The sequence below is a fragment of the Undibacterium umbellatum genome (assembly GCF_014284125.1).
Lineage (GTDB): Bacteria > Pseudomonadota > Gammaproteobacteria > Burkholderiales > Burkholderiaceae_D > Undibacterium > Undibacterium umbellatum.
The window spans coordinates 50,815-76,701 of sequence record NZ_JACOFX010000012.1; the positions used below are offsets into that span (position 1 = coordinate 50,815).

Genomic DNA, 25,887 nt, shown 5'->3' on the forward strand with positions numbered 1-25,887 from the left:
GAAGAAAATGGAAAAGAAAGAAAGTCAAATCCGTATCTGGTACAAATTTGCATTGCAACAGATGGCTGCTGAATCATATTCAGAGCAGAAAGATCATTTTGATATTGATAAAATTCTGAAGGCTGGAAATAACAACCTGGACGTCGTAAAAAATGAAGATGATATGCGTGGCCGCACACGCATGACAGATATCCAGGTAAAGCAATTCCTTGATCAATATGAGGTTGTCGATGCATTGGGTAATACGTCCAGTGGTTTTTCTGCCGCAGTGATCAGAGATAAAAAAACGGGAGAATATACACTTTCATTCCGCTCTACGGAATACCAGATGGAACCGTTTGGAGACTTTACGCGTGATGCGATGGGAGCGGATTCTGAATTGAGTTATCGCGGCTTCACCTATGGTCAGATTGTTGACATGGAAGCGTATTATGCAAAGTTGTCACAAGCTGACGGTATACTTTTCGGTAAAAAAATTAATGTCACAGGCTACTCTTTAGGAGGGCATCTTGCTACGGTGTTTACTGAATTGCATTCAGATGTGATTCTTGATGACGAAAAAAAACATGCCACCTATTTGTTTAATAGCCCTGGTCGTGGAAAATTCGAAAGCGGTAATGTTAAATCCATTATTGAAAAATTTAAAGAGGTGCTAGCGAATCCTCAAAAATTTGGCCCAGGAGAGCCACCAGATGTAGAGCTAATGAAATTATATGTTCAACTGTCTAACGGGCGCACGCCCATGAAGTTGGAGGCCAAAGCTTCGCCGGATAGTATTTATGAGGACGCCAGTTATAGATATGCAGCACTTTGGGTAAAGAAAAATTTTCTGATTGGTTTCCCTGGAAGTCGGGCTAACCTCCCTTTAGATGAGCGTTTACCTGGGCCAGTTGATGGTCTTATACAGCAAATTTTTGGGCATGCTACGAGTGGTGACGTGGAAAAAGTGGCAAATTCTGGTATCCACGGAACGAATATGTTCAGTTTGTTTATTGAAGGCCAGCCTCAAGTGGAGGGCTTACTAGGGCGATTACCCATATTGCCTGATCTCACCGGAATGTTGATAGGGGATTTCGGTAATACGCATTCCATTATCTTGATAGTCGATAGCTTAGCGATAATGGATGCGCTGGATCAATTGCAGCCAGAAAGTGGTAGTTTGATTGATTACAAAGGTTTTGGAAATATCTTCTCTTCAGCATCGAATCAAAGAGCCAAGGGATGGGCAGGTCTGAATAAGGAGCACGCAATTGAGGCCGATACTTTAGAGCAAGTCCTTGACAGCATGCGCAAGCTTTTCCTGGGATTGACAGACAAGACCGAGCCAAACAGCAAGGCCGGTGGTTACGGTGACTATCAGAAGCGTCAGGAGTTTTATAACAAACTGGATGCGGTGTTAAATAGCAAAAAATACACAGCACTGCAAGGCAAAGCCAAGCTGATCAGTCTTGCCGCTTCCGACGGCAGTGGAATGCAAAGCAAGGCCAGTCAAAAAAATGACGAGGGTCTGGCTTATCGTTACGCTCTACGTGAAGGTAATCCTTTTGTCATCGTTGGCGATGCAGAAACGTATGCTCTCCATAATAAAAATGGTGAGCTGGATTTGTACGATGAAGAGACTGGCAAGGGCGGCATTACAAAGGAATATTTGCAGGCCAGGGCAGCGTTTCTGGAGCGCAAGATCTACTTCAATAAAGAAGACGCACGTTATGACAGCAGCATAGGTTATGGCGACGGCGATGATACGGCGACGGCATATAACAGCCAGGATATTATTTTTGAAGACAAGCAGAGCAAGATAAAAATCAAGCGTGGCCCTGACGCTGGCATGTATGCCCGTTATGTGACTTTCGGTACGGGTGAGGATGATGCAGATATAGTCGGTGCCGACCAGGCTGATAGCTTGTTTGGTGGCGGTGGCAATGACAGTATCAAGGGTGCAAAGGGTAATGACTATATCGAAGGCAATGAGGGTGGAGATACGCTGGTAGGCGGCCAAGGGTATGACACTTTGGTTGGTGGTGCTGGTAGTGATACCTATGTTTTTAAAGATGGTGACGGCGTTGACCTTATCATAGATAAAGATGGCACGATCAAATGGGGGGATGATGTTCTTGTCGGTGGCCGTCAGATATCAGAAAATGCCTTTATCTCAGAGAACAAGAAATACGAATTTTCTAAAGATGGTAATGCTCTGGTGATTTCAAAAATAAGCCCTGGCTCTAGTGAGTCGGATCGTATTTTTATTAAAAACTGGAAAAACGGGGACCTTGGTTTGACCATGGGTAGTCAGCTTGCGGTAAATGTTGCGTATATGTATGTTAATGAAGCAACTCAGGCAGACCGCGACGTATTTAAAAAGTTGACATCTGAGGATTGGGTTAAGTTTGTTGCTACTGGCGATATCGCAAAAACTGTGCTCGTACCCCATACAAAGCTATGGGTAGATGCAACGAGTGCGTTACCGTCAGATGAATATTTGGGATATGCCCTTCTTTACGGAACTAGCAATGATTCACTAGTAATGGGAAGCGCTGGTAAAGACTTCTTTACTACACATACTGGTAATGACACTGTTTTTGCAGGTGATGGTGATGATTTTGTATCAAAAACTACCGTTGGAATTTACAGAGTAAAGGGATTTCAGCCACACCTCGATGTTGCTCATGGTTACGCTTATCAATTTGCCACTATGTCTGACGGCTCTTTCAATTTTTTTGATGGTGGTCGTGGTAAAGACACGTTGGTTGGTGGAGCTAGCGTCGATGAACTGCACGGAGGTGAGGGCGATGATGTTTTGGTTGCGGGGGGGGATAACGATATCCTATTTGGTGGCGAAGGTGAAGATGAGTTGAGTGGTGATTGGATGTCTTTTGAAGATCCATTTTACCCTGGACATGGAATTCAATATAACACTGATCAAGGTTACCCACCTATTTTGCTTGATGGAGTTCGCAACTATCGACATGTATTTTCCCATGGTAGTGACTACATGGATGGTGGAGATGGTAATGATGGGTTGTTTGGTTACGGTGGTGCAGATGTCATGCTTGGTGGTAAAGGTAATGACAAAATGTTTGGAGACGTCAAGCTGGTATTTAATTGGAGGGATGTTAATTTCCTTAAGGAAGATTTTGATCTTTCCGATGAAATAAAACGGTTTAAGTATGTAGACGGTCTATTGTATGTAACCAAAAATGAAAATGGTGAATTTTCTCCCAACTATGATGGCCGCGAACATGGCAATGACAAAATGGATGGCGGTGATGGCGACGACTACATGGAAGGTGACGGCGGTGACGACACCCTGACTGGTGGCGGTGGCGACGACAGAATGAAAGGTGATGCCTCATTCAAGACTGTCGAAGGTAAATACCATGGCAAGGACTTGCTGGATGGTGGTGACGGGAATGATTTCATTGAAGGTAACGGCGGTGACGATAGTCTGATTGGCGGTGACGGGAATGACACCGTGATCGGTGACGGTAAGGATATCGGCGATGCCAAGGCCGGTAATGACACGCTGGATGGCGGCGCTGGCGATGACAATCTGCTGGGCGGCAGCGAGAATGATTTGCTGATGGGCGGCAGTGGTGATGACAGGCTGTACGGTGACGATGAGTATGATGGCGTCATTGGTCAAAGTCAGGGGGCCGACAACTTGCAGGGCGGTGATGGTAACGATGAGTTATTTGGCCAGGGTGGTAATGATACTTTGGACGGCGGCTCTGGCGCTGACTTGCTGGAGGGCGGCGATGGCGAGGATACCTATCGTTTTGAGTTGGGTGACTCAGTGCAAGAGGGCGGTCATAGCGATACGATAGAGGATAGTGCTACAGGCAACACCATCATCTTTGGTGGCAGTATCAACGAAAATGACATACGCATCGTCAAGACCGATAATGGCGATATGGCGATTGGATATTCAGACAGTGACGTCTTGCTCATTAAAAATGGTTTTTCTGGCAGTGTGAACAAATTCATTTTTGCCGATGGTCACACGGTTGAATTGAAAAAATTGTTGCTTGATCATTTAGAGTCGCCTACTAACATTACATCTCACAATTCTGGAGATACTGTCAACGGTGGCCTCAGTGGCGATGCTATTGTCGTCGATGGTGGCAATACCACAGTTACTGCAGGGCTATCTAATGACAAGATCACAGGCAGCAACGGCAATAATACTTACATCTTCAGGGCAGGCGACGGCAACGACGACATCAATGATGCAGGCTTGAGCGCCAGCGGCCAGGTCGCAATCGGCGGTAATCGTATCGTCTTGGGCGAGGGTATCACCGCCAAGGATGTCAGCCTGACGACTGTTGGTGGTTCATTGCAGTTGAAACTGGCGTCGGGCGACTCCATCAAATTGTCGGCGACGGATATCCAGGATTTGCAGTCCAGCCGCGCGCTGGACAAGGTGGTGTTTGCGGACAATAGCAGCCTGAGTTATACCGAGTTGCTGGCAAAAGGTGTGGACGTGAAGCAGGCAACGGCGGTGAACGGCAACAATGTCTTGCAGGGCAGCTCGGTGGATGACCGCATCTATGGCACAAGCGGCAATGACAGCATGCTGGGTGCTGCGGGTAATGACAGCCTGTATGGCGGCGAATCAGACACCATGGATGGTGGCGCTGGTGATGATAGCTATTACATCAGCAAGCAGGGCAACAGCCCTGTCGATGTCTTGATCAAGGATGCCAGTGGCGACACGGTGCTGAAGCTAGGTGCAGGCTTTAGCACTACCGACTTTAGTCTGATCAGCGCGGTTAATCCGCAAGACCTGGTATTCAAGAGCGGCACTAACACCATCACAATACAAAACGGTAAAAATAATCTCGACAAGATCAGCAGTATCAGTTTTAGCGATGGTAGTGTCCTGAACAAGGAAGCCATTGCCAAACTGGGGCCTGCCGTTGTGGTTGCCGTGGATGGCACGCCTGGCAATGACCAGATCACGGCTGTTGACGGCGGCGCACGCATACATGGTCTGGCTGGTGATGACAGCATCACCGGTGGCCAGGGTGACGACTTGTTCTTTGGTGACGAAGGTAATGACACGTTGACAGGCGGTGCAGGCAACGACAGGTTGTTTGGCGGTGAAGATGACGATGTGCTGCAAGGCGGCCAGGGTAATAATGTGCTCAATGCTGGTTATGGTAACGACAGCCTGGTGGATGGTGCAGGCAATGGCATCCTGCTGGGCGGGTACGGTGACGATACTTACCAGGGCGGTGCTGGTGACGACCGGATGATCGACGATTATGGCGACGATACCTATGTGTTCAATCTCGGCGACGGCAAAGATACGGTAGTTGATGGCGGCAATAAGGATAGCGCCAGCAGCTCTCTCGATATCTTGCGTTTTGGTGCGGGCATCAGGGCGGATCAATTGCGCGTCAGTGTGAGCGAAGATGGTGCGGACTTGATCATTGCCTATGGCGATACTGACCAGGTAACAATACTTGCCGGGGCCAACGGTATCATCGGGACATATGAATTTGCTGACGGCAGCAAGCTTGGCCACGACGACATCCTGGCGCTAAAGGGTGGTGCGCAAACACTGAACGGCACTGGCAATGGCGATCGTTTGACTGGTGGCAAAGGCAACGATGTCATCGAGGCCCTTGGGGGGCATGACACGCTGTCTGGTGGTGCTGGTAATGATACCTTGCTAGGTGGTGCTGGGGACGATACCTATCTGTCCAAGAAAGGCGATGGAGTTGATACCATCGTTGATGCTGAGGGCAAGAGCACAATCAGGTTTGCAGCTGGCATACAGATGTCTGATTTGCAAGCACATGTGTTGACAAAATCAGACGGCACTTACTTGCAAGTTCAAATCGGTAATGCGGGTGACCAGATACTACTGAAAGATGGTGTGAGTCTGGCAAATACTTCGTATCAGTTTGCGGATGGCAGCTTGCTCAAACATAACCAGTTCATGGATATGGTTTTTGCTGATGCACTCGCCCTGAATGGCTCTGTCGCCAGCGACAAGATTTATGGCGGCAAGGGCAGTGATGTTATTGATGGCGGTGCCGGCAATGATCTGCTGTCTGGCGGCCATGGCATGGACACCTATTTGTTTGGCCGGGGTGATGGCCAGGATGTGGTTCTGGAAGTGGAAGTTGAAAGCAACCTGATCAGCCTGAAAGCAGGTGTCACATTGAGCGACCTGACGGTGCAACGGCAGGGTGACAACTTATATGTGAGCATCAATGGTAGTGACGATGGCTTGACAGTGAATAATTATTTTGCCAGTGGTGCGCAGTGGAATATCAGGACGGCGACGGGCAGCCTTGCTTCTGTCGCCAGTGTAATGGCCGCATCGTCGCCAGTCACACCGGGCAGTAGCAGTGCGCAAAAAATTGAGCAATATCGCACTAAGTTCCTGGCGGCCCATCAAAAGTATCTCGCTGTCGGAAATAGCGCTGGGGTAACCAATGTCAGCAACTACTCTGATGGCGGCGTTTGGGTAAGTGAGAGCAATAGAGTTATCACACTCACGCCGACGATCAGCAAAACCATTTCAGACGAGGCAGAAATTACTGCGTTGAACCCGTTTCGTGACATAGCGACGACAGTGCTGGGTGATGTGACGACCAGTACAACTGTCCAAATGTCGTATGGCAAATATGTAAGTAAAGATCCGGTCCTGGTGCGCAAGATAGAATTGGATGAATTACGAAAGACTAGTGTCGGTTTTGATAACCCGTCAGGTAGTATGCCAATTTATGTCGATAAGATCGATCCTGTTACTGGCGAAGTCAAGAAAGAGATTGGGTATTTTAATCAATATCAACACTTGCCATCTACCTATGTGGCCAATGCTGGTTCAGTCGCGACCACGGTGTATGAACGTCATGTTCAAAAAACTACGACGATCTCCATGAGCATGGAAGACATCCGTGCGGGTGGCTCAAACAATCATATCTTGTACAGCTATGCAGCTGGCGGTTGGGACGCCACTGGTTATCAAATCATTGACGCTGGTGACGGTGATGACTTTGTTGATAGCGGGATCAGCAAGTTCGGCCCTTTACAGGAATGGGTCAAATGGACTTTGTTCAATCCCAAAATTCAGGACTTTAATGCCAGCCGCAATGATGTGGAAACTGTCTTCTATCAAAACGATGATGGTGCGTCTGGTTGCCTGGTATATGGTGGCGCGGGCGACGATACCTTGCTGGGTACAGGCGGTCGCGATGACATCATCGGTGGCGATGGCAATGATTTCATGAACGGTGGCGCGCAGGGGGACTGGTATCGTTTGTCTGCCGGTGATGACGGCTGGGATGTGATTTATGATTCTGGCGTGGCCAACCGGACCAGCATGCAATTCCCGGCTGAGGGGGCATTTGACGTCGATATCGATCAGAGTAATTTACCAAAAGATACGGTGATCTTCGAGGCGGGTATTAATTTGAGTGACCTGCAATTCTCGTGGGGGCTTTTTGAGGCCGATACCCCGCACCAGACCTTGAATATTTCCTGGGGCCAGGGTAAGGGTGTACGCATCGTGCTCGCCAATGGTGATGAGGGTAAGAATTTCGGTATCGAAACCTTCGAGTTTGCCGATGGCAGCAAGCTCAGTCTTGATGAAATGTTGCGACGCGCCCCTGCACGGCCTTCCCTGGGCAGCAATATTGCACCGACTGTGACAGGTACGATTGCAGAACAAAAAATCACTGAGAAGAAGGCATTCAGTTTGACGTTGCCTGATCAGTTATTTAGTGATGCCAATGTGGGTGATGTGCTGCGCTATAGCATTAGTCTGGCCAATGGTGACGCCTTGCCTGCCTGGCTGACATTTGATGCTAAGACAAAGACATTGACAGGTACGCCGGGGCACGACAACGTCGGCGATCTGTCTGTCAGGGTCACTGCCAAAGATGAAGGGCAGCTTGCTGCCAGCCTGGATTTCAGTTTGAAAGTGATTGCAGAAGCTGATGCCAACACTGCACCAGAGGTCAAGGCGAGCCTGGCAGACCAGACGCTGGCTGAGAAAAAAGTCTTTACGCTCGTTATCCCTGATACGCTCTTTGCTGATGCTGACAAGGGCGATGTATTGGGCTATAGCGTCACTCTGGCTGATGGCAAGGCACTGCCAGCCTGGTTGACGTTTGATGCCATCACCAAAACTTTGAGCGGCACGCCAGATCATGCTGCGGTGGGCGATTTGTCTTTGTCTATTGTCGCCAAGGACAAAGGCGGCCTGACAGCGAAGACAAACTTGAATCTGCACGTGGCGGAATATGTCGCACCAAATACTGCGCCAGTCGTCGTCAAAACCCTGTCAGATCAAGCCGTGACAGAGAATGCTGTCTTTAGCTATGCCATACCAGCAGGCACATTCAAGGATGCAGATGCTGACGACGTGCTGACTTATAGCGTCACCCTGGCAGACGGTAAACCTCTGCCAGGCTGGCTGACATTTAACCCTGTCAGCAAGACCCTGAGCGGCACGCCAGATCATTATGCGGTAGGTGATTTGTCATTGTCGATCGCAGTCACGGATAAGGGGGGGCTGACAGCTAAAACAGCGCTGAACTTGCATGTGGCAGAATATGTCGCACCGAATACTGCGCCAGTCGCTGCCAAGACTTTGGCTGACCAGACCTTGACGGAGAAAGCAGCCTTCAGCTTTGCCTTGCCAGCGGGTAGCTTTACCGATGCAGATGCGGGTGATGTGTTGACTTATAGCGCGACCATGGCAGATGGCAAGCCATTGCCAGACTGGCTGACATTTGATGCGCAGACTAAAATCCTGAACGGCACGCCTGATCATGCTGCTGTGGGTGACTTGTCTATTTCCATCCAGGTCAAAGACAAGGGCGGTCTGACAGCAACCAGCAAACTGGTGCTGCATATTGCAGGTGCAACGCCTGGTGGACTGAGCGGCACTGATGCAGCAGACGTCTTGAGTGGCACTTCTGTTGCAGATGTCATGAGTGGTGGCGCTGGTGCTGACACCCTGTCTGGTGGTGCAGGCAATGACAGTCTGACTGGCGGTATCGGTAATGACGTTTTGAATGGTGATGCTGGTGATGACCAGTATTTCTATGCTCAGGGCGATGGCCTCGACTTCATCAGTGATACTGCTGGTGTTGACAGCCTCAATTTCGCCAGTGGTTTAAGTCTCGATAACCTCATCGGTTCGGTGGCAACGGTAGGTAATAAGAAAATTGCCCAAATCCGCGCCATTAATGCTGAAGGGGATGCCAGCCAGGGCCTTGACTTTGAAGTCACTGTTAATGCGCAAGGCAAAGTCATTTCCCCTATCGAGAAATTTATCCTCTCCGATGGCAAGCAAGTGAGCTGGGATGATCTGTTGGTCAAGCAAGTCACTGTCAATGGTGGTAATGCAGCAGAAGTGGTCAGGGGCGGGCGCAATGACGATACCATCTTTGGCATCGATGGCAATGACACCGTGTATGGCGGCTATGGTAATGACAAACTTGACGGCGGCAATGGCGAAGACGTGGCCTATGGCGGTGTTGGCAATGACAGACTGTACGGTCAAAGCGGTAATGATGCCTTGTATGGTGAAGACGGCGATGACTTGCTTGATGGCAGCAGTGGTAACGACACCCTGGATGGCGGCGAAGGCAAGGACACGCTGGATGGTGGTGATGGCATAGACATCCTGTATGGCCGGGCTGGTGACGACAAGCTGACCGGCGGCAATGGCAACGACATGCTTGATGGTGGTGATGGCAATGACACCCTTGACGGTGGTGACTATGACGACAGCCTGTATGGCGGCAATGGCGACGATATCATCAGCGCCGGTTATGGCAATGACTACGTCAACGGCGGTAGCGGTGTTGACACCATTACGCTGGCCAATGGTAATGACGTTGTGCAAGGTGGTGCTGGCAATGATGTGATCACAGGTGATTACGGCAACAAGCTGGTTGACGCTGGTGATGGTGACGACACCATTACCATGAATGTCGGCAATCACTGGTATGCCGGTGGCAAGGGCAATGACACGATAGACCCAGGCCAGGGTATGAATGTATTTGCCTTTAACCGTGGTGATGGCGCTGACATCTACAAAAACAACAAGGTCAATGGCAATACGATTTCTCTGGGCAATGGCATTAAATATGCTGACCTGTCACTGAGCAAATCCGGCATGGACCTGGTGTTGAAGCTGGGCCAGGGCGACAGCATCACCCTGAAAGACTGGTATGCCAATCAGGGCTTGCGTGGTGTAGACCGCCTGCAATTCATTACTGAAGGCGGTGATTATGATGCGGCATCAACTGACAAGACCAAAAATAGCAAGGTGGAAGTGTTTGATTTCACCAAGCTGGTCCAGAAGTTTGATGCCAGCCTGGCGGCCACGCCTGGCCTGAATCAATGGGCTGTCATGACCTCGATGCTGGATGCGCACTTGTACGGTTCGAACACGGTTGCTATCGGTGGCGATCTCAGTTACCAGTATGGCTTGAATGGCAATCTGACTGGCATAGGTCTGGGTGTTGTTCAGACCAGCCTGGCTGCTGGTGATTTTAACAATAACAAGGGCCAGGCTTTGCATAGCAGGCCGCAACTGGAAACGGGGGCTTTGTTGTTGATGTGAGTTTGATGTAGTTAGGATGCAAGTTGAGAGGGGCGCTTATATATGGGTAGAGGCGCCCCTTTTTTTGTCTGAGCCTGATTGGCCTGTCTTTTGGTGACTTGTTTTTCAATTGTGCTTGCATTGGTTATAATCTGCCCATGCGTATTTCTATCCGACTCAGACAATTGACGATATGGCTAGCTTGTTTTGCCTTGTTGTTCAATGGCTTGCTGCCAGCCATGGCTGGCGGGATGGTCGTGGATGTCAGGGCAGTTGGCAAGCCTGGTGTGGTGGAGGTTTGTAGTGTCGAGGGTGTCAAATTTATTGATGTCGTGACCGGCAAACTGATCAAGCTGGTGGCTGGCAAGTCTGCGCAGGACCAGCAGCATATGGCTGCGCATTGTGCTTATTGCGTGCCGCATGCGGGCCATGATTTTTTGTTGCCTGGGCAGTTTGCGGATGTGCCGCCGGGTAATGTGGCATGGGTTGCGCCGCCATTGTTTTATCAGTCCCCTCATGCTGTTTTCATCTGGACTGCGGCGCAGCCGCGTGGTCCGCCTGTCTATCTGATGTGAATCACTTCCTGTTCTACCTGTAGAAAGTTTTATATGGGTAGAACGACATCAATCCATCGCCATTCTTGATGGTGAATGAAGAAAAGAAACCGAAATGAAACGTCGTTCCGTATTGACGCTACTGGGCAGCATGTCATTGCTGGCTTGCAGCCGCACGCCTGTGGCCTTCAATGGTATAGATATTACTGGTGCCGCCTATGCCAAAGATTTTCTCATGCGCGGGCATGATGGCAAGGACTACAGCCTGGCCAGTTTCAAGGGCAAGTGCCTGCTGATATTTTTTGGCTTTACCCAGTGCCCGGATGTTTGCCCTACGGCCTTGAGCCGTGCTGTGCATATACGCAAATTATTGGCTGACAAAGCTGAGCAATTGCAGGTGGTTTTCATTACTATAGACCCGGAAAGGGATACCCCGGAATTGCTGGCACAATATATGAAAGCATTTGACCCTGGCTTCCTGGCCCTGTATGGGGACTTGAAGCAGACACAGGACATCGCGGCTGACTTCAAGGTGTTTTACCAGAAAGTGCCCAGTGGCAGTTCTTACACCATGGACCATACTTCCATTAGCTATGTGTTTGATGCTCAGGGAAAAATTCGCCTGGCTTTAAAGCATGAACAAACAGCAGAACAATGTGCGGCAGATTTGCGTGCACTGATGGCTGCCTGAACTACGAATTTGCAAATTAATTTTAAGGAAAAGACTATGAACAATATCAACAAAATCATGATGGCAGTTGCTGCTTCCGTGTTGGCTATTTCTGCTCAGGCGCAGGTTACGGTCAGTGACGCCTGGGTACGCGCAACTGTGGCGCAGCAAAAGGCAACGGGTGCTTTTATGCAAATCAAGTCCGTCAAGGACGCACGCTTGCTGGAAGTGCGTTCGCCTGTGGCAGGTGTTGTCGAAATCCACAAAATGGAAATGGCCGACAATGTGATGAAGATGCGCGCTATCGATACCCTGGACCTGCCTGCCGGCAAGGTGGTAGAACTCAAGCCAGGTTCCTATCACATCATGCTGCTGGACTTGAAAGCCCAGGTCAAGGATGGCGATGTAGTACCTGTCACCCTGGTTGTTGAAGGCAAGGACAAGAAGCGTGAAACCATAGAAATCAAGGCTACTGCCAAGCCTTTGAATCAGACGGCACATCATTGATGTAGTGCATGCTGAAGCTAAAAATCCCTTGCGCCGTGATAGTGCAAGGGATTTTTTATTGATACATACGGCGCAAACTCATTGCACGGTTTTCAAGAACTGATTGAGTGCTTCAGCAAATGCCTGGGGTTGATCCAGCATGGGGAAATGACGAGAATGGTTAATGGCGACGACTTGCAATTGGGGGGCGCCGTGCAGCAGGGATAGGTAGTAAGCATTCTTGGCTTCCAGGCTGATATTGCGCGAGGCAAAATCGGTTGCGTAGTAAGGGGATATTTCCAGCAAGGGCACCAGGACTTTGTGCATGTCCTTGCGTAAATCCATGGCGACGATTTCACTGGCATAGTTGGCTGTGGCTACCGGGTCGCTCTTGCTGGTGTGTCTTGCTGCGCTTTGCGCGAGTTTTTCATCAATCACACCCATCGTACGCATGTACTGCAACTGCATCGCCGCGAATATTTCCGGGGTTGGCGCTGTCATTTGTGTTTTAAAGCGGGCCGCCAGGGCGGGGCGCTGGTCTGCAGGCGTGTTCTCGGTGCCGGGGGAAATTGGCAAACCATCTACCGCAATGACGCCACGTATTAATTCACTATGTTGCTGGGCAAACCAGATTGCCAGCGTGGCACCTATGCTGTGGCCGAGTAGTACGGGTTTGTCGATTTTTTGCGTCTGTATCAAGTCAAGCAGTGATGCCCTGGCTTTTTCCAGCAGCGGGCCTTCAGTCGCAGCTTGCCCATCAAACCCGGCCAGGGTGACGACATACAGGACATGATCTTTTTCCAGTTGCCGGACTGTGTCTTGCCACACCCAGGCGCCGCTAGCAAGACCGGGTATCAGTATCATGGGTGTCCCCTGCTTGCCATGGCGCTCTACATGCATGCTGCCTGCTTGAAAATGATTTACCGCCTCAACTGCATGGGATATGGAACAGAATAAACAGAATGCGCTGTAAGTGAATGCGCGAATGAAGTTCTTGATGTGCATGATAAGAGGTCTCTTGAGTTTTCAGGATGAAACGGGCTGCTTTACTAGCCTTGTTTTATTCAGCTTCGAATATTTTTTCTATCGGTAGCTGGAACAGTTTTGCTATGCTAAACGCTAGCGGCAGGCTGGGGTCGTAACGGCCAGTCTCGATCGCATTTACTGTCTGGCGTGATACTTCCAGCAGGTCGGCCAACTGGGCCTGGCTCCATTCACGCTGGGTGCGCAATTCCCTGACGATGTTTTTCATTGCGACTTTTCTTTCCAGCTGCGCAGACAGGTAATCACACCCCACGACCCCATGATCAAAGACCAGGTCGCAAACATGCTAAGCCTGGGGAAGCCGGTGATTTCCATGAAACCATAGCTGAGGGAGAAGGCGGCTGTGAATGCTGCGCCCATGCCCAGGTTTTCCAGGGACCAGATGCGTACATATTCATCCATGCGCTGGAATTGGCGGATGATGGTCCACACCATCAACAAAGCTGGCAGGATGGGGCTGGCAATCAGCAGGCTGCGCAACGGCCCAGCCTGAACTGAGTCCGCGTAGATGCTGCTGACCGATACAAAGAGGCAATACAGGCCTAGTGTCGCAAACAGCTCGCGGAAATAAAGGGCCTTGGCTTGTTTCTCACGCATGGTTTTCTCCAGACTGGTAGATGGGATAAGTAAAGTTTGCTTTACATGCTGAGGCATAAAAAATGCCCTGGAAGCGGGCATGGCTGAATTCAATTCAGCACGGAGTTTTATCTCAATGGATGTAAAGCATGCTTGTCATCATATCTCAAAAAAGAAACATGTCAAGCACACTTTACATTGCGGGTGATTTTTAGCCGAATTGGGGCAAGGGCAAAATGAAAAAGGCTTGCAGAACAATCATTCTGCAAGCCTGGTTGCTTGTTTCTTTGGGCTCAACAGCCCCAAAATTACACGATATTCAATGTCACTTCGATGTTGCCGCGTGTCGCGTTGGAGTAGGGGCAAACTTCATGTGCCTTGTGTACCAGTGCTTCTGCTGCAGCGCGGTCCATGCCTGGCAGGCTGATGTTCAAAGTCACGGCCAGTCCAAAACCGCCTTTGCCATTCGGGCCTATGCCAACCAGGCCATTCACGGAAACATCAGCTGGCAGGGCGATTTTGCCAGCGGCAGCAACAAATTTCATGGCACCGATAAAACAGGCAGAGTAACCGGCAGCAAACAATTGCTCAGGGTTAGTACCTTCGCCGCCTGCACCACCAAGTTCTTTTGGTGTTGTCAATTTGACGGAAAGTTGATTGTCGCTTGAAACGGCGCGGCCATCACGACCGCCAGTTGCTGTTGCATTTGCTGTGTAAAGTACTTGCATGGTGAACTCCTGATATGAATTTAATCGGTTTATTGAATTCGACTGCTGAGTCGATGGATGAACTATAGCGAACAATTTAATTGTACGCAATTTAAATTGCGATTGTCTTTTTCTATCAACGCGATAGCATCAGTAAGCCAGAGTAGTTCAATCTATAGCAAATGTTAAGGATTTAATAATTCATTGCGTAAATCACTGAGCTGGCTGCGCAAGTCCATCAGGGTTTCCTTGCTTTGTCCGCTGGCGCAAAGGATTTTTTGCGGAATATCGAGGGCGGCATTTCGCAGATCCTTGCCTGCTGGTGTCAAAGTGATCCTGACCTGGCGCTCGTCGTTCTTGTCGCGGTGGCGTTGCAACAGGCCGTTGGCTTCCAGGCGTTTCAGCAAGGGAGTCAGTGTGCCGGAATCAAGGAACAGGGCATGGCCTATGTCTTTCACCAGCACATCATCCTGCTCCCATAAGACCAGCATGACGAGGTATTGCGGATACGTCAGGCCCAGGGCATCAAGGATGGGCTTGTAAGCCTTGGTAAGTGCGAGGGAGGATGAATACAGGGCGAAGCAAAATTGATTTTCCAGTGCCAGCATGTTGACGGGTTTTCCTGCGGGTGTTTTCATTTTGGCACTCTGGCAAATTCATGAATCGATGGTATGCAGGCATGATAAACAGTTTTTGATGGTGTCGTGTGGCGTTTAGGTAAATAAGCCTGAACTTTCCTGGCTGTTGCGCAAGGTATAATGTCGCCCATTGCGCGTGCACTGCCACGCACCACTGTAAGAGGTAAAACTGTGACTTTCATCGAAAAACTTTCTGCTGCCTGGACAGCCAATAATTCCCTGCTATGCGTAGGCCTTGATCCAGATGTCAGCCGCTTTCCGACCGAATTGGCGGGCAATCCAGATGCCATTTATGCATTCTGTAAAACGGTGGTCGATGCCACGGCTGACCTGGCTTGCTCTTTTAAACCGCAAATCGCTTATTTTGCAGCTCTTCGCGCTGAAGATCAGCTGGAAGAAATCTGCCGCTATATCAAGACTGCTTATCCGCACATCCCGGTGATACTCGATGCAAAGCGTGGCGATATCGGTGCCACAGCAGAACAGTATGCACGTGAAGCTTTCGAGCGTTATGACGCCGACGCTGTGACAGTCAATCCTTATATGGGTTTTGATTCCGTCGCACCTTATCTGGAATGGAAAGACCGCGGGGCTATCGTGCTATGCCGCACATCAAACGCTGGCGGCTCGGACCTGCAATTTCTTGATGTTGGCGGCAAGCCTCTGTATCAGCATGTTGCCCAGTTGGTGGCCGATAAATGGAATACCAATGGCCAGTGTGCGCTGGTGGTTGGTGCCACTTTCCCGAAAGAGCTGGCACAGGTACGTGAAGTGATCGGCGATATGCCCTTGCTGGTGCCTGGTATAGGCGCACAAGGTGGGGATGTGGCGGCTACTGTACAGGCAGGCAAAACGGCAGCGGGCGCAGGGATGATGATTAATTCTTCACGCGCCATTTTGTATGCCAAGCCTGTCGCCACCGAAAGCGCGGCAGGGGCTATCCGCCGTGTTGCCCTGGAAACGCGGGACGAAATTAATCTTTATCGTTAATTTAATATCAGTGCCGGAATAGTTGTACGCGACCCCGGCACAAATCCCGCGTTTATGGCTCTTTATGTAGTTGATTTGCCTGCTGCTGGTTTTCTTTAAGATGAATTGCCAGCAAGATGACGATGAGCTTGAAGATCATGAAGGCAATGAAAATGCTCAATGCCAGTGGCAAAATCATCAGGGCGACCGCAATTCCCAGGCATATCACCAGTAAATGCGGCAGCGGCAAGGCCATCGCTGCGACAAAGGCTTTGCGGCAAAAATAATAAAACTCATGGGCGCTTTTACGCAGCAATATTAAGATTTGGTCGATTTGAGTAGAGCTCATCTTGGTTTCCTTGGTTTCTTTGTGTTAGTCAGTGCTGCAATGGATACAGAATATGCTTTCGCAATTATGCTGGCTGCAGCTTTGCGACGAAATGCATGTAGGCAGGATCAAGCGGTGGCATAAGCATGATGAAGGGATAGATTTCATCCACCCAGATCTAGCTAGTCAAGGTTGGAATTGAAAAATCATGTAAGCAGGCGTTGCCAAGCCTTAAAAAAAGGATTTGCCAAGGTACAATAAAAAATCGTCGGCATTCTTATTGCTATCATGACAGACCAAAAAACTACCGAATTCGCTTTTCTGGAAGCATTTACAGCAGAGTTGTCTGCTAAAAAGCTGGTGTTCCCTACATCCCTTAGTGCGACCATGAAGATAAGGAAGGCACTGAGCCAGCCTGATATTTCGACCGACATGGTTGCACGTATCATCGGTACTGAGCCCGTCTTGTCAGCCAAAGTGCTGTATTTGAGTAATTCTGTCATGTTCAATCCCCAGGGGCGAAAAATCGGTGATCTGCGTGCCGCGACCAATTTGTTGGGATTTTCTGCAATACGCAATATCGCCATTTCCATAGGCATGAAGCAACTGGCAGAGAATAAATACAATGGCAGCCTGTCAGCGCAAATGGATGGTTTGTGGCGGCGCAGCTTGCGTGTGGCAGCCCTGTCCATGGTGATTGCCAGAACTTATACACGCCTCAGTGCTGACAAGGCCATGTTGGCCGGGTTGTTGCACGATATAGGCAAATTCTATATTTTGAATCGCGCCAATCATTATCAGGAATTGTTTAGCTCAGAACAGGTTTTGTGGGATTTGATTGATCACTGGCATGCCAGCATAGGCAGTGCAATTTTGGAAGACTGGGAGATTTCTGAAGATATTCGGGTAGCGGTGCTGGATCACCGCGATCATCAGCCAGGTGCAACACATAAAATAGCCTTGATAGACGTCGTGGTGGTGGCAGATTTTCTGGATGCACATTTTGTCGATGAAAGTATCGCAGAGCTGGACTGGAATACCGTGCCAGCCAGTTTCAAAGTGCTGAATATCGATAAAGATAACATCGATGCCCTGATGCAGGAAACCAGAACTGAACTGGCGCTGGTTCTGAAAGCGATTAACTAGAGTTAATTCAGCAAAGCTTTGATGCGTTCATAACCAGCGCGGCTGACTGGGACTTGTGCTCCGTTCTTCAGTACAGCAACCTGGCTATCCTTGCTGGTTTTTTCTATCGCTTGCAGGGCGTTGAGCTGTAACAAAAAGGATCGATGCACACGCACGAATTTGCTGGCATCAAGTTGTGCTTCCAGTTCAGACAAGCTCTGGGTTTTCATATGCGACTTGCCAGCTGCATGGATAAGGATGTAGTCATCCTGGGCTTCGACATAGTCTATGCTCGCCAGCGGCACCACATGAACCTGGCCACGGTCACGTATCAGCAGTCGTTGCAGTTTTTCGCTTTGCTGTGTCAACAATGTTTCTATTGCTTGTGTCGACGATGATGTTTCTTGCGCCAATAATTTGCGTGCTTTAGTCAGGGCGTCATCAAAACGTTGTTGTGAAAAAGGCTTTAATAAATAATCAACAGCATGTAAATCAAATGCTTTCAGCGCGTATTGATCATAGGCGGTCGTAAAGATGACACCGCTGCGTCTGCCTGTTATTTCCAGCACTTCAAGTCCTGACAATTGCGGCATCTGTATGTCGAGCAAGACCATGTCAGGATTGAGTTTGCTGATGGCGTCAACGGCTTCCAGCCCGGTTTCGCATTCCCCTACGACTTCTATGTCAGGATGGGAACGCAAGTATTCCAGCGATAATCTGCGGGCCAGTTCTTCGTCATCGACGATCAAGACTTGTAAGCGTTTATTCATGATTGTTATGCTCAAAGGGTAAAGTCATTTCCAGGACAAATTTCTCGTCTGTACGCTGCCAGCTGACGCGCGCCTGCTCGCCATACAAGGCAAAAAAACGCTGACGCAGATTATTCAGGCCCAGGCCATTGCCTGTGCTGTTGCCAGGAGCGCTACTGACAGGGTTTTCTACCGCAATGTGCAGCCAGCAGTCACGTTGAAATATCGTGACCTTGATGATGCCGCCTTTGGGTAAATTGCGTATGCCATGCTTGATGGCGTTTTCCAGCAAGGGTTGCAATATCATGGGCGGGATCAGCGCAGTTTCTGCTTCAGTCGTGACTTCAAATTCCATGCCCAATTTTTTGCCAAAGCGGATTTTTTCCACGGCCAGGAAATTTTCACAGAGACGCAATTCATCATTGAGGCTGATTTTTTCTTTCTCGGCTATCGCCAGGGTTTGCCGGAAGAAGTCAGCAAGCGCAATCGTCATGGTGCGTGCTGCGACGGCATCAATTGCAGTCAAGGCACTGATGGAGTTGAGGCTATTGAATAAAAAGTGGGGATCAATTTGCGAACGCAAGACTTGTAGCTCAGCATCCCTGGCCAACAGGCGTGAGGCCGCTTCACGCCGGTCAGCCTCACGTATATTGTCGAAAGCGATATACACATCAAAAGCGAGCAGCGCCAGCAGATAAACAGCAAAACCGGTGATGAAGAACAGCACCGACAAATGGCTGCTCATATGCAGTACTTCTACTTCATCCAATGCCAGTACCAGTACCTTGTTCCAGCCATAGCACAGTCCTAGCCAACTGATGCCTGAAATCATGGATGCGCTAGCAAAGATCAGGGCAGCCAGACTGAAACTGCGGCGATTGAACGGTAGAGAGCGGCAAACAAAATACGCCGAAGAAGTCAGAAAACCGCCAAATAAAGCCAGCGGCAGTGAGAATACCATGGCAAACGACCAGTTTGCCAGATCCGCCGAGACCAGTAACCTGGCGATCAGCACTCCAGTCATCATCCATGCTGTGATGTAGACCAGAAAGCGGCGCCGATCTGACAAAATGGGATGCATAGATCGTTATCTTCAGTTGATGATTTCAACGCCACCCATGATGGCATAACCCTTGATGTATAGTTTCTTCGCATTCAACATAGGCGGCACGGTTTTATCATCAAAGCCACCAAGTATGGGCGAGCCATGCGAAACGACTGTCCAGTCATTTGGCACTTTAAGGACGATACCACCCCACATGGCAAAAACATTCAGAGTAGCCTCTGTCTGCATGGAGGCGCTGCGCAAATCCAGCTCCACGCCACCCATGACGCAATTGATTTCACCACCGAGAAAATCCTGCGAACTGTTTTGCAGCTTGTTGCCACTCATCACCGCGACGATATTGCAGATAGCATCCTGATTGCCATCCTTGGCGATTAATTTATCCTGATTGCCTACCTTGCCTTTGAAAATAACCATCAAACCAGCAAAGATCAGGAAAACAGGCCACCAGTCACGCATGCGGAAATAGATAATGCCCATGTGATGCAATAGCAACAAACCACCCAGGCCAATAAAGCCACAGCCTATGATATATCCAGCGGTAGTATCGCTTTTTGAAATTTTCAAGGCGCCGACGAATATGAAGACCATGGGCCAGAAGTGAAAAATTTCTCGTGCCCTGAACAGGTTCAGATTATCTAACAGTGCCAAGGCACCAAAAATCAGGAGCAGGGATCCGATTAGGACGCGGCCCTGAGGATTATCGTTTTTCATGATAGTGATCCAAAAAATTGTGAACGTTAATTTTTATTTTTGTACTTCTCTGGTTGCCAGCAAACCACCCACCAGATGCTGTATGCCAAAGGCAATCAACAGCAAAGGCCAACTGGTGCGGAAGTTCCAGCCCCACAACTGCTCTATGGAGACATACAGCCACAGGGCAAACACCAGGCTGAAGCAGCCTTTGGCGATATGCTCAGGCTTGCTGGGGCTGACGATGTCAACCACGCCGCCGAGGGCTATCATGGCGGGTAACAAGAACCAATAGTCGAATGCATGGATCAATTCCATGCGATCCATCAAAAAAACAGTACCTGCGACGATCAGAGTCAGGCCAAAAAACAAATTACCCTTGCTTTGACTTTCAGAATTGCCAGACATATCCTATCCTTTCACTCATCAAAAACTGCTGTGGTTTTGTTCCGTGATTGAAGATACTGAATGCGCAGACTCTTGTCGCCTCAATTTCGGCGAATGACGGTGCTTCGTCGGTGACTGACGAAAAGCGGGTTGGGGCAGGGTACAGCGGGATGGAATGACAGCTCTGTTTGAGCAGGGCTGCCACTCTATGTATGGTTTAGCTCAGTAACTGTATGAAATGTTCTGCGGTACGTACGATGCGCCTGGATTCTGTGCCAAAGACATCGTGAGTCTCTTGCACAATATATTCATTGGAACCCTTGGTGCAATACAGCAAACCACGGAAATTCGTGCCCAGATAGGTAAACGGCGCCAGTTTGGTCTTGACTGGCACATCACTCCCTATCAGGGCCCGCAGTTTGCGCTCTACATCGTAAAGGCTTTTTTCATCCAGGGTGACAATTGCCCCTTTTGGGGTAGGAAAAGTTGCTTGAAACGTTGGGCTTTGCCCCATGGGGTTCCTGAACGTGATTTTAATACCCAGTTTCAAGAACTTGGATACTGCGGTGAAGTCGTTTTCGTCGTACATGGCAATGTCCCGAATAATCGCGCCACCAAGAATGGTGGCAACGCCATATGATAGGGAAAGATTGCCAGAAATCAGTCATTTATACAACTTTTCTTGTGTCAGGCATGAGTTTAAACAATACCGTCTTATATCATGCGCCCCTTGGCCATGAGCACTGCACTGGCCAGAATGAAAAATATACCAGCCAATTCCAGCTTCAAAATCCTTTGTATGGTCCTGGCCTGCCCCTCGGGCAGTGATGGCAACTGGTTTTGTTTGACAGCCTTGCCCCATTGCAGGAAAACCTTGGTCGGGTAGATGGAGAGCAATCCCACGACAATGAAAGCGCTCATTTTGAGCATGAAGGCATGATTATGCAGGTAATAATCCTGACCTTTCTCAAAATACATGACGCGCAAGACACCCAGCATGATGATGAGCATGGCGCTCAAGCCATAAATGCTGTCTATGAAGCGTAGGCTTTTTGCAGATGACAAAGTCAGGGGCTGGCGTATCAAGACGAGTTCGGTCAGCAAAGTGCCAACAAGAGTAAAGGCAGCAATATGGTGCAGTAAGGCGACGAGTATATTCACGGTGATGATTCCTGTAGGGTAAGCAGGGAGGTCCATAAAGTCTAAGCGATTTGCGTTTTGCTTACTTGAGAAATAAGACCATGGCTGTGAATTTTGTCGTCAACCAGCGAAAATCTGGCGTGAACAGTCGCTTATCGCTGCAGGGTTTCACATAAAGGCAGGCTCAGGGCTTGCAGGATATTGCCCCGCTTATCCTGGACAAACGCCAGCACCGACAAATTTTTGCGTTTCGCATTGGCAGGTAAATCCAGTTGATTGGCAAAGTTTGCCAGCTTGCCTGCACTAAGTTGGTGAGCCTCGCCCCATTCCCTGGCGACAAAGTCATGTTGCAAACTGGCACCCCGGTTCTCTCCAGCTTGCACCTTGCTGACCAGATCTTGTTCGACTAGTGAAAAATGTAGCTTAGCGTCTTGCATGCTATTGCCTTGAAGAGTGAAATACAGCTTGTTATCGAGCAGTTTTTCTATGCTTATGCGCAAGGACGCCACAGCAGGTTTTTGATTGATACGGCGGATTTCATCTGTCATGCCATTGCGCCAACTGCGCAATTCTTTTCCTGCTATAAAAATTTCCGGTGTATAGATAGTGCGTGAGCCAGCAAGGTCGGCCAAATTCCTTTGTCGCTCGGTGAAAGTTTTTTTGCCAAAAACATCTTTCCAGCCCAGATGATCCCAGTAATCGACATGCAGGGAAACAGGAATAACCTTCAGTGTTCAGGCCAGTGTTTGCGTGCAAGCGGCTAATGGCCTTGTCGGCGGGTGGGCAACTGTCGCAGCCCTCAGATGTATAGAGCTCCAGCAGGGCGACAGTATGCGCGGGGCTGGATTTACTGCAAATTTCGGCCGCTTGTGTATTGCTGGCAGCAAAGCTCATCAGGCTAATCAAGATCAGGGCTTTCATGGCGATCCTTATAGTTTGGATGTCCATTGGTCGGATTTCGGCTGATTTGCTTACATCGTGATGATTTTCATTCGCCAACCTGTTTCTTCCAGTCCGCATAATTTTGTGGGACATTGGCGTCAGGCACCATGATTGTTGCCAGACTTTGTTTGAGTGCAAGTAGTTCCTTTTCTGTAGAGGAGTATTCTGCAGACAAAGGCAGGCTTAATAAATTCTCCTTCAACTCAGAAAATTGCAAGCCTGGATGCTGGTCGGACAAAGCTTTTACCGCATTTTCGTCAGCCTGATTCAATACACCCTTGATGGCATATACGATGAGGTTATAACTGTCAGGTGAGCGCGCCCAGTTGACCTGGCGCGCAAACTGCTGGCGCAGGCGGCTGAGCATGCCAGCCAGGGCGCTGGGCTTGCCCCAGACATTGGCAACCATGATGCCATCTGCTTTCAGGTTGGCATGGCAGATGGCGTAGAACTCTGCCGTATTCAAGTCCGCCACCAGGCCGTTTTCATCATAGGCATCCAGTAGCAGCACATCGGCATCGTAAGTGTTGATCTGCAAGTGTGTCACTGCATCGCAATGGATGACTTTCAAACGCTCATCATCTTGCGGTAGCATGAATAGATCGCGCATGGCGATCACGTCTGCATTGATTTCCAGTACGGTAATGCGGCTGTCTGGCAAATGGCGATAGCAGTATTTAACCAGCGAACCTCCGCCCAGACCTATCAAAAGGATGTGGCGTGGCTGAGGGTGGAACATCAGCAGACCCATGACAGTGCGTGAGTAGGCGCATACCAGTTCATCCGGCGCATCCAGCTTCATCGCGCTTTGCATGCATTTGGGGTTCAGGTACATGATGCGCAGATTGCCATCATCGAAATGAAAGGGGCGGCCCTCATGTGTTTTTTGAATTTCTTCCAAATGGCGGATATGTTCGCTCTCAGCAGCCGGCACCTTGTTAAGAAACAGGCTGGACAGGCTTTGCCGGGGTTTTTTCATATACGCCACCTTTAAGTTTGTGCTCAACCTGCCAGTTGGGCTTTCAGCGCCGCAATCTGGCTCAGCAATTCACTGTTCTCAGTCTGCAGGTGCATAACTTGCTGGCGCAGGTTGCTGAGTTCATCTGTATTACTGCTGCTGGCGCTGTCCTCCCTGCCTTCTATCACTGCAGGGGCAACGGCTTCACTGGAAGCAGCCTTGGCCGGACCTTTTTGTTCACGTACTTTTTCCCTGACCTGGCGGGCAGCTTGTTGCAATTCCTTGCGGCCACCAGCGACAGCGGCGACTTGATCTTCATTGGGCAGGGAGGCAATGGCTGCTGCTGCGCTGATGGAGATAGTGCCGTCGCGCACGGCTTGTACCAGTTCAGGTGCGGCAGCTTTCTGGATTTTCTCTATCTGTACCACGGCATTGCTGCTGATGCCTGCCAGGCGAGCTATTTCCTGGCGGCTCTGCGTGGGCTTGACTACCGGGACGGCAACTTCGCTTTCCGCATTGTCTGACGGTGCCTGTTCTTCCTGCGCCTTCATGCGAGCCAGGACGATTTCTTTTTTGCGCAAGGCCAGCATGCCGCGTTGGAAGTCAGTGACACTACGACGACCCAGATGGTTGTCTATCATCCACAGTTGCACGTCTTCGATATTGCTGAAGTTGTCGTTTTGAACAATATTGTAAGGCAGATTATGACGCTGGCAAATCGCATAGCGGTTATGCCCGTCTATCAGGATATCTCCCCAGCATACCAGGGCGTCACGGCAGCCTTCAGTCAGGATGCTGCGTTCCAGAGCAGTAAATTCATGCTCGGTCAAAGGGTCTATATAGGCGCGCAGGGCCTCATGGATGATGATACTCATGCAATTATATCCAGGCTGGAATTTTTCGGGGAAGGCGGCATTGTAGCCGAGAACCACCGCAACACCGTTGTCAGCGGGTAGCACGTGTACAATACTGGTCTTTCGGCGTAATCTTTCAGGCGTAGTGAGCATAATGAGCGCTATGGAGTTAGCCCATTTTATTGACCAAATTCGTTATAAAAATTGCCATGGATGCAATGCATCTACAGCCGCAGTTTCCAAACGCACTTCATGACAGACAGGAAAAACCAGCATGATGACCTATGAAGAATATCTGGATGAAGTCACCACTTTGATGACAGAGAGATTTGACCTCAGCGATGATGAAGCCATCAAACATGTGATGCGCGCCCAGGCCGCTGAATTTTTTAGCTTGCATGACGATGTTCCTGAAATGCGCACGCAAGAACGTGCAGAGCAGGATGCCAAGACAATTTATGATATGCGCAACAAGTCACGCGGCCATGCACCAGTCAAGCTGGTAAAAACTGGCGGCAAGCCACGCAAAGCCTGAGCCGTCCCCATCAATGAAAACACCAAAACGACTGCAACCCCTGCAGGAAGAAGGTTTGATCGACGAAGTCATGCGCCAGCTCATGAGTGGCAAGGAAGCCACAGTATATGTCGTGCGCTGTGGCGAAGAGATTCGTTGTGCCAAGGTCTATAAAGAAGCGAGTCAGCGCAGCTTTAAGAACGCTGCCTCTTACCAGGAAGGCCGCAAGGTCAAGAATAGCCGTCAGGCCCGCGCCATGGAAAAAGGCACGCGCTATGGTCGCAAGATGCAGGAAGAAGTCTGGCAAAACGCAGAGGTCGATGCCCTGTATCGTCTGGCTGCTGCCGGTGTCAAGGTCCCCAAGCCGTATATCTGCCATGAAGGCGTATTGCTGATGGATCTGGTGACAGATGCTGATGGCAATGCCGCACCCCGCCTCAACGATGTGGAATTGACGCCGGAATTGGCACGGAAATACCATGCCCAGTTATTGCATGAGGTCGTCCTGATGTTATGTGCCGGTGTCATCCATGGCGACTTGTCTGAATTCAATATCCTCGTCGATGAAGAAGGGCCGGTGATCATCGATTTGCCGCAGGCGATAGATGCCGCCAGCAATACCGAAGCAGGCGTCATGCTGGAACGCGACGTGAACAATCTGGCGACGTATTTCGGCCAGTTTGCACCTGAACTGAACGGTAGCAAGTTTGGCAAAGAAATCTGGAAGCTGTTTACCGCAGGCTTGCTGACACCGGAAACCGTATTGACCGGCATCGTTGCGCAGGATACCCGCCCGGTTGATCTGGGTGCCGTCATGGAAGAAATTGAATCTGCCATCTTTGAAGAAAAAGAAAGGCAAAGGCGTTTGCTGGAGACATAGGTGTTCTTGCTCATGATAATTCCCAGCAATACTG

The 25,887-nt window shown here is 49.6% G+C and carries 23 protein-coding genes and 1 pseudogene; 8 read left to right on the forward strand and 16 right to left on the reverse strand.

Going from position 1 to position 25,887, the window contains the following annotated elements; genetic code table 11:
• The first annotated feature begins 7 nt into the window (after nt 1-7).
• The 4 genes from H8L47_RS30105 (at nt 8) to H8L47_RS19680 (ending at nt 12,304) form a co-directional block, all read left to right on the forward strand.
• Entirely contained in the window at nt 8-10,594 is a 10,587-nt protein-coding gene (locus H8L47_RS30105; protein ID WP_186955306.1) for a putative Ig domain-containing protein, read from the forward strand.
• A gap of 137 nt (nt 10,595-10,731) precedes the next feature.
• Nucleotides 10,732-11,148 (forward strand): DUF2946 domain-containing protein, encoded by a 417-nt coding sequence (locus tag H8L47_RS19670; RefSeq protein ID WP_186955307.1) that lies wholly within the window; start codon nt 10,732-10,734, stop codon nt 11,146-11,148.
• A gap of 94 nt (nt 11,149-11,242) precedes the next feature.
• Nucleotides 11,243-11,818, forward strand: a complete 576-nt coding sequence (locus H8L47_RS19675) for an SCO family protein (protein WP_186955308.1) — start codon at nt 11,243-11,245, stop codon at nt 11,816-11,818.
• A 36-nt stretch (nt 11,819-11,854) separates the two neighbouring features.
• Nucleotides 11,855-12,304 (forward strand): copper chaperone PCu(A)C, encoded by a 450-nt coding sequence (locus H8L47_RS19680; RefSeq protein ID WP_186955309.1) that lies wholly within the window; start codon nt 11,855-11,857, stop codon nt 12,302-12,304.
• A 78-nt stretch (nt 12,305-12,382) separates the two neighbouring features.
• Here the strand turns inward: H8L47_RS19680 and H8L47_RS19685 are convergent, their stop codons facing one another.
• From H8L47_RS19685 to H8L47_RS19705, 5 genes are all read right to left on the reverse strand, one after another.
• Nucleotides 12,383-13,183, reverse strand: coding sequence for an alpha/beta fold hydrolase (locus tag H8L47_RS19685; RefSeq protein WP_186955310.1), 801 nt, complete (start codon nt 13,181-13,183; stop codon nt 12,383-12,385).
• Nucleotides 13,184-13,343: 160 nt separating this feature from the next.
• Nucleotides 13,344-13,535: a helix-turn-helix transcriptional regulator gene (locus H8L47_RS19690; protein WP_186955311.1), complete on the reverse strand. Its 192-nt coding sequence runs from the start codon at nt 13,533-13,535 to the stop codon at nt 13,344-13,346.
• Complete coding sequence (locus H8L47_RS19695; RefSeq protein WP_186955312.1) at nt 13,532-13,924, reverse strand: hypothetical protein; 393 nt, start codon at nt 13,922-13,924, stop codon at nt 13,532-13,534. The genes H8L47_RS19690 and H8L47_RS19695 overlap by 4 nt, the downstream gene beginning before the upstream one ends.
• Before the next feature lie 287 nt (nt 13,925-14,211).
• The gene (locus H8L47_RS19700) at nt 14,212-14,631 is read right to left on the reverse strand and encodes an organic hydroperoxide resistance protein (RefSeq protein WP_186955313.1); all 420 of its coding nucleotides are present in this window, start codon (nt 14,629-14,631) and stop codon (nt 14,212-14,214) included.
• 164 nt (nt 14,632-14,795) lie between these two features.
• The gene (locus H8L47_RS19705) at nt 14,796-15,248 is read right to left on the reverse strand and encodes a MarR family winged helix-turn-helix transcriptional regulator (RefSeq protein WP_186955314.1); all 453 of its coding nucleotides are present in this window, start codon (nt 15,246-15,248) and stop codon (nt 14,796-14,798) included.
• Nucleotides 15,249-15,419: 171 nt separating this feature from the next.
• Between H8L47_RS19705 and pyrF the strand changes: the two genes are divergently transcribed.
• Nucleotides 15,420-16,238: an orotidine-5'-phosphate decarboxylase gene (gene pyrF, locus H8L47_RS19710; RefSeq protein ID WP_186955315.1), complete on the forward strand. Its 819-nt coding sequence runs from the start codon at nt 15,420-15,422 to the stop codon at nt 16,236-16,238.
• Between the two features lie 52 nt (nt 16,239-16,290).
• On the opposite strand, the gene H8L47_RS19715 is transcribed toward pyrF, so the two are convergent.
• The gene (locus H8L47_RS19715) at nt 16,291-16,566 is read right to left on the reverse strand and encodes a hypothetical protein (protein ID WP_186955316.1); all 276 of its coding nucleotides are present in this window, start codon (nt 16,564-16,566) and stop codon (nt 16,291-16,293) included.
• A 267-nt stretch (nt 16,567-16,833) separates the two neighbouring features.
• Here H8L47_RS19715 and H8L47_RS19720 point away from each other — a divergent pair, with 267 nt between their 5' ends.
• Nucleotides 16,834-17,691 (forward strand): HDOD domain-containing protein, encoded by an 858-nt coding sequence (locus tag H8L47_RS19720; protein WP_186955317.1) that lies wholly within the window; start codon nt 16,834-16,836, stop codon nt 17,689-17,691.
• Between the two features lie 2 nt (nt 17,692-17,693).
• On the opposite strand, the gene H8L47_RS19725 is transcribed toward H8L47_RS19720, so the two are convergent.
• The 10 genes and pseudogenes from H8L47_RS19725 to H8L47_RS19770 all read right to left on the reverse strand — a co-directional run bounded on the left by H8L47_RS19725 (nt 17,694) and on the right by H8L47_RS19770 (nt 24,480).
• Nucleotides 17,694-18,440 carry a LytR/AlgR family response regulator transcription factor gene (locus tag H8L47_RS19725; protein ID WP_186955318.1) on the reverse strand — a complete coding sequence of 249 codons (747 nt, stop codon included), beginning with the start codon at nt 18,438-18,440 and terminating at the stop codon, nt 17,694-17,696.
• Entirely contained in the window at nt 18,433-19,500 is a 1,068-nt protein-coding gene (locus tag H8L47_RS19730) for a sensor histidine kinase (protein ID WP_186955319.1), read from the reverse strand. Before H8L47_RS19730 ends, H8L47_RS19725 begins: the two co-directional genes overlap by 8 nt.
• A 12-nt stretch (nt 19,501-19,512) precedes the next feature.
• Nucleotides 19,513-20,199 carry a LiaI-LiaF-like domain-containing protein gene (locus H8L47_RS19735; RefSeq protein WP_186955320.1) on the reverse strand — a complete coding sequence of 229 codons (687 nt, stop codon included), beginning with the start codon at nt 20,197-20,199 and terminating at the stop codon, nt 19,513-19,515.
• A gap of 33 nt (nt 20,200-20,232) precedes the next feature.
• A complete protein-coding gene (locus tag H8L47_RS19740; RefSeq protein WP_186955321.1) occupies nt 20,233-20,586 on the reverse strand; it encodes a LiaI-LiaF-like domain-containing protein in 354 nt (117 codons plus the stop codon).
• Between the two features lie 196 nt (nt 20,587-20,782).
• Complete coding sequence (locus tag H8L47_RS19745) at nt 20,783-21,154, reverse strand: hypothetical protein (RefSeq protein ID WP_186955322.1); 372 nt, start codon at nt 21,152-21,154, stop codon at nt 20,783-20,785.
• Nucleotides 21,155-21,279: 125 nt separating this feature from the next.
• Entirely contained in the window at nt 21,280-21,726 is a 447-nt protein-coding gene (locus H8L47_RS19750; RefSeq protein ID WP_186955323.1) for a DUF2214 family protein, read from the reverse strand.
• A 131-nt stretch (nt 21,727-21,857) separates the two neighbouring features.
• Nucleotides 21,858-22,436, reverse strand: a complete 579-nt coding sequence (locus H8L47_RS29870; RefSeq protein WP_268978080.1) for a DUF1223 domain-containing protein — start codon at nt 22,434-22,436, stop codon at nt 21,858-21,860.
• Nucleotides 22,437-22,461: 25 nt separating this feature from the next.
• Nucleotides 22,462-22,740, reverse strand: a pseudogene (locus H8L47_RS30455) (hypothetical protein); the annotation flags it as partial.
• Entirely contained in the window at nt 22,694-23,626 is a 933-nt protein-coding gene (locus H8L47_RS19765) for a fused MFS/spermidine synthase (RefSeq protein WP_186955325.1), read from the reverse strand. The pseudogene H8L47_RS30455 and the gene H8L47_RS19765, both read right to left, overlap by 47 nt.
• A gap of 23 nt (nt 23,627-23,649) precedes the next feature.
• Nucleotides 23,650-24,480, reverse strand: a complete 831-nt coding sequence (locus tag H8L47_RS19770; protein ID WP_186955326.1) for a ParB N-terminal domain-containing protein — start codon at nt 24,478-24,480, stop codon at nt 23,650-23,652.
• Nucleotides 24,481-24,736: 256 nt separating this feature from the next.
• Between H8L47_RS19770 and H8L47_RS19775 the strand changes: the two genes are divergently transcribed.
• Together H8L47_RS19775 and H8L47_RS19780 are read left to right on the forward strand one after the other, a co-directional pair.
• On the forward strand, nt 24,737-24,994 hold the full coding sequence (locus tag H8L47_RS19775; RefSeq protein WP_186955411.1) for a hypothetical protein: 258 nt from the start codon (nt 24,737-24,739) through the stop codon (nt 24,992-24,994).
• Nucleotides 24,995-25,007: 13 nt separating this feature from the next.
• Entirely contained in the window at nt 25,008-25,853 is an 846-nt protein-coding gene (locus H8L47_RS19780; RefSeq protein WP_186955327.1) for a PA4780 family RIO1-like protein kinase, read from the forward strand.
• The last annotated feature ends 34 nt before the right edge of the window (nt 25,854-25,887 follow it).

What these genes read in the sequence shown, in the direction of transcription:
- H8L47_RS30105 (WP_186955306.1), top strand. Translation starts at nt 8, where the DNA reads ATGGAAAAGAAAGAAAGTCAAATCCGTATCTGGTACAAATTTGCATTG.
- H8L47_RS19670 (WP_186955307.1), top strand. Translation starts at nt 10,732, where the DNA reads ATGCGTATTTCTATCCGACTCAGACAATTGACGATATGGCTAGCTTGT.
- H8L47_RS19675 (WP_186955308.1), top strand. Translation starts at nt 11,243, where the DNA reads ATGAAACGTCGTTCCGTATTGACGCTACTGGGCAGCATGTCATTGCTG.
- H8L47_RS19680 (WP_186955309.1), top strand. Translation starts at nt 11,855, where the DNA reads ATGAACAATATCAACAAAATCATGATGGCAGTTGCTGCTTCCGTGTTG.
- H8L47_RS19685 (WP_186955310.1), bottom strand. Translation starts at nt 13,183, where the DNA reads ATGCATGTAGAGCGCCATGGCAAGCAGGGGACACCCATGATACTGATA.
- H8L47_RS19690 (WP_186955311.1), bottom strand. Translation starts at nt 13,535, where the DNA reads ATGAAAAACATCGTCAGGGAATTGCGCACCCAGCGTGAATGGAGCCAG.
- H8L47_RS19695 (WP_186955312.1), bottom strand. Translation starts at nt 13,924, where the DNA reads ATGCGTGAGAAACAAGCCAAGGCCCTTTATTTCCGCGAGCTGTTTGCG.
- H8L47_RS19700 (WP_186955313.1), bottom strand. Translation starts at nt 14,631, where the DNA reads ATGCAAGTACTTTACACAGCAAATGCAACAGCAACTGGCGGTCGTGAT.
- H8L47_RS19705 (WP_186955314.1), bottom strand. Translation starts at nt 15,248, where the DNA reads ATGAAAACACCCGCAGGAAAACCCGTCAACATGCTGGCACTGGAAAAT.
- H8L47_RS19715 (WP_186955316.1), bottom strand. Translation starts at nt 16,566, where the DNA reads ATGAGCTCTACTCAAATCGACCAAATCTTAATATTGCTGCGTAAAAGC.
- H8L47_RS19720 (WP_186955317.1), top strand. Translation starts at nt 16,834, where the DNA reads ATGACAGACCAAAAAACTACCGAATTCGCTTTTCTGGAAGCATTTACA.
- H8L47_RS19725 (WP_186955318.1), bottom strand. Translation starts at nt 18,440, where the DNA reads ATGAATAAACGCTTACAAGTCTTGATCGTCGATGACGAAGAACTGGCC.
- H8L47_RS19730 (WP_186955319.1), bottom strand. Translation starts at nt 19,500, where the DNA reads ATGCATCCCATTTTGTCAGATCGGCGCCGCTTTCTGGTCTACATCACA.
- H8L47_RS19735 (WP_186955320.1), bottom strand. Translation starts at nt 20,199, where the DNA reads ATGAAAAACGATAATCCTCAGGGCCGCGTCCTAATCGGATCCCTGCTC.
- H8L47_RS19740 (WP_186955321.1), bottom strand. Translation starts at nt 20,586, where the DNA reads ATGTCTGGCAATTCTGAAAGTCAAAGCAAGGGTAATTTGTTTTTTGGC.
- H8L47_RS19745 (WP_186955322.1), bottom strand. Translation starts at nt 21,154, where the DNA reads ATGTACGACGAAAACGACTTCACCGCAGTATCCAAGTTCTTGAAACTG.
- H8L47_RS19765 (WP_186955325.1), bottom strand. Translation starts at nt 23,626, where the DNA reads ATGAAAAAACCCCGGCAAAGCCTGTCCAGCCTGTTTCTTAACAAGGTG.
- H8L47_RS19770 (WP_186955326.1), bottom strand. Translation starts at nt 24,480, where the DNA reads ATGAGTATCATCATCCATGAGGCCCTGCGCGCCTATATAGACCCTTTG.
- H8L47_RS19775 (WP_186955411.1), top strand. Translation starts at nt 24,737, where the DNA reads ATGACCTATGAAGAATATCTGGATGAAGTCACCACTTTGATGACAGAG.
- H8L47_RS19780 (WP_186955327.1), top strand. Translation starts at nt 25,008, where the DNA reads ATGAAAACACCAAAACGACTGCAACCCCTGCAGGAAGAAGGTTTGATC.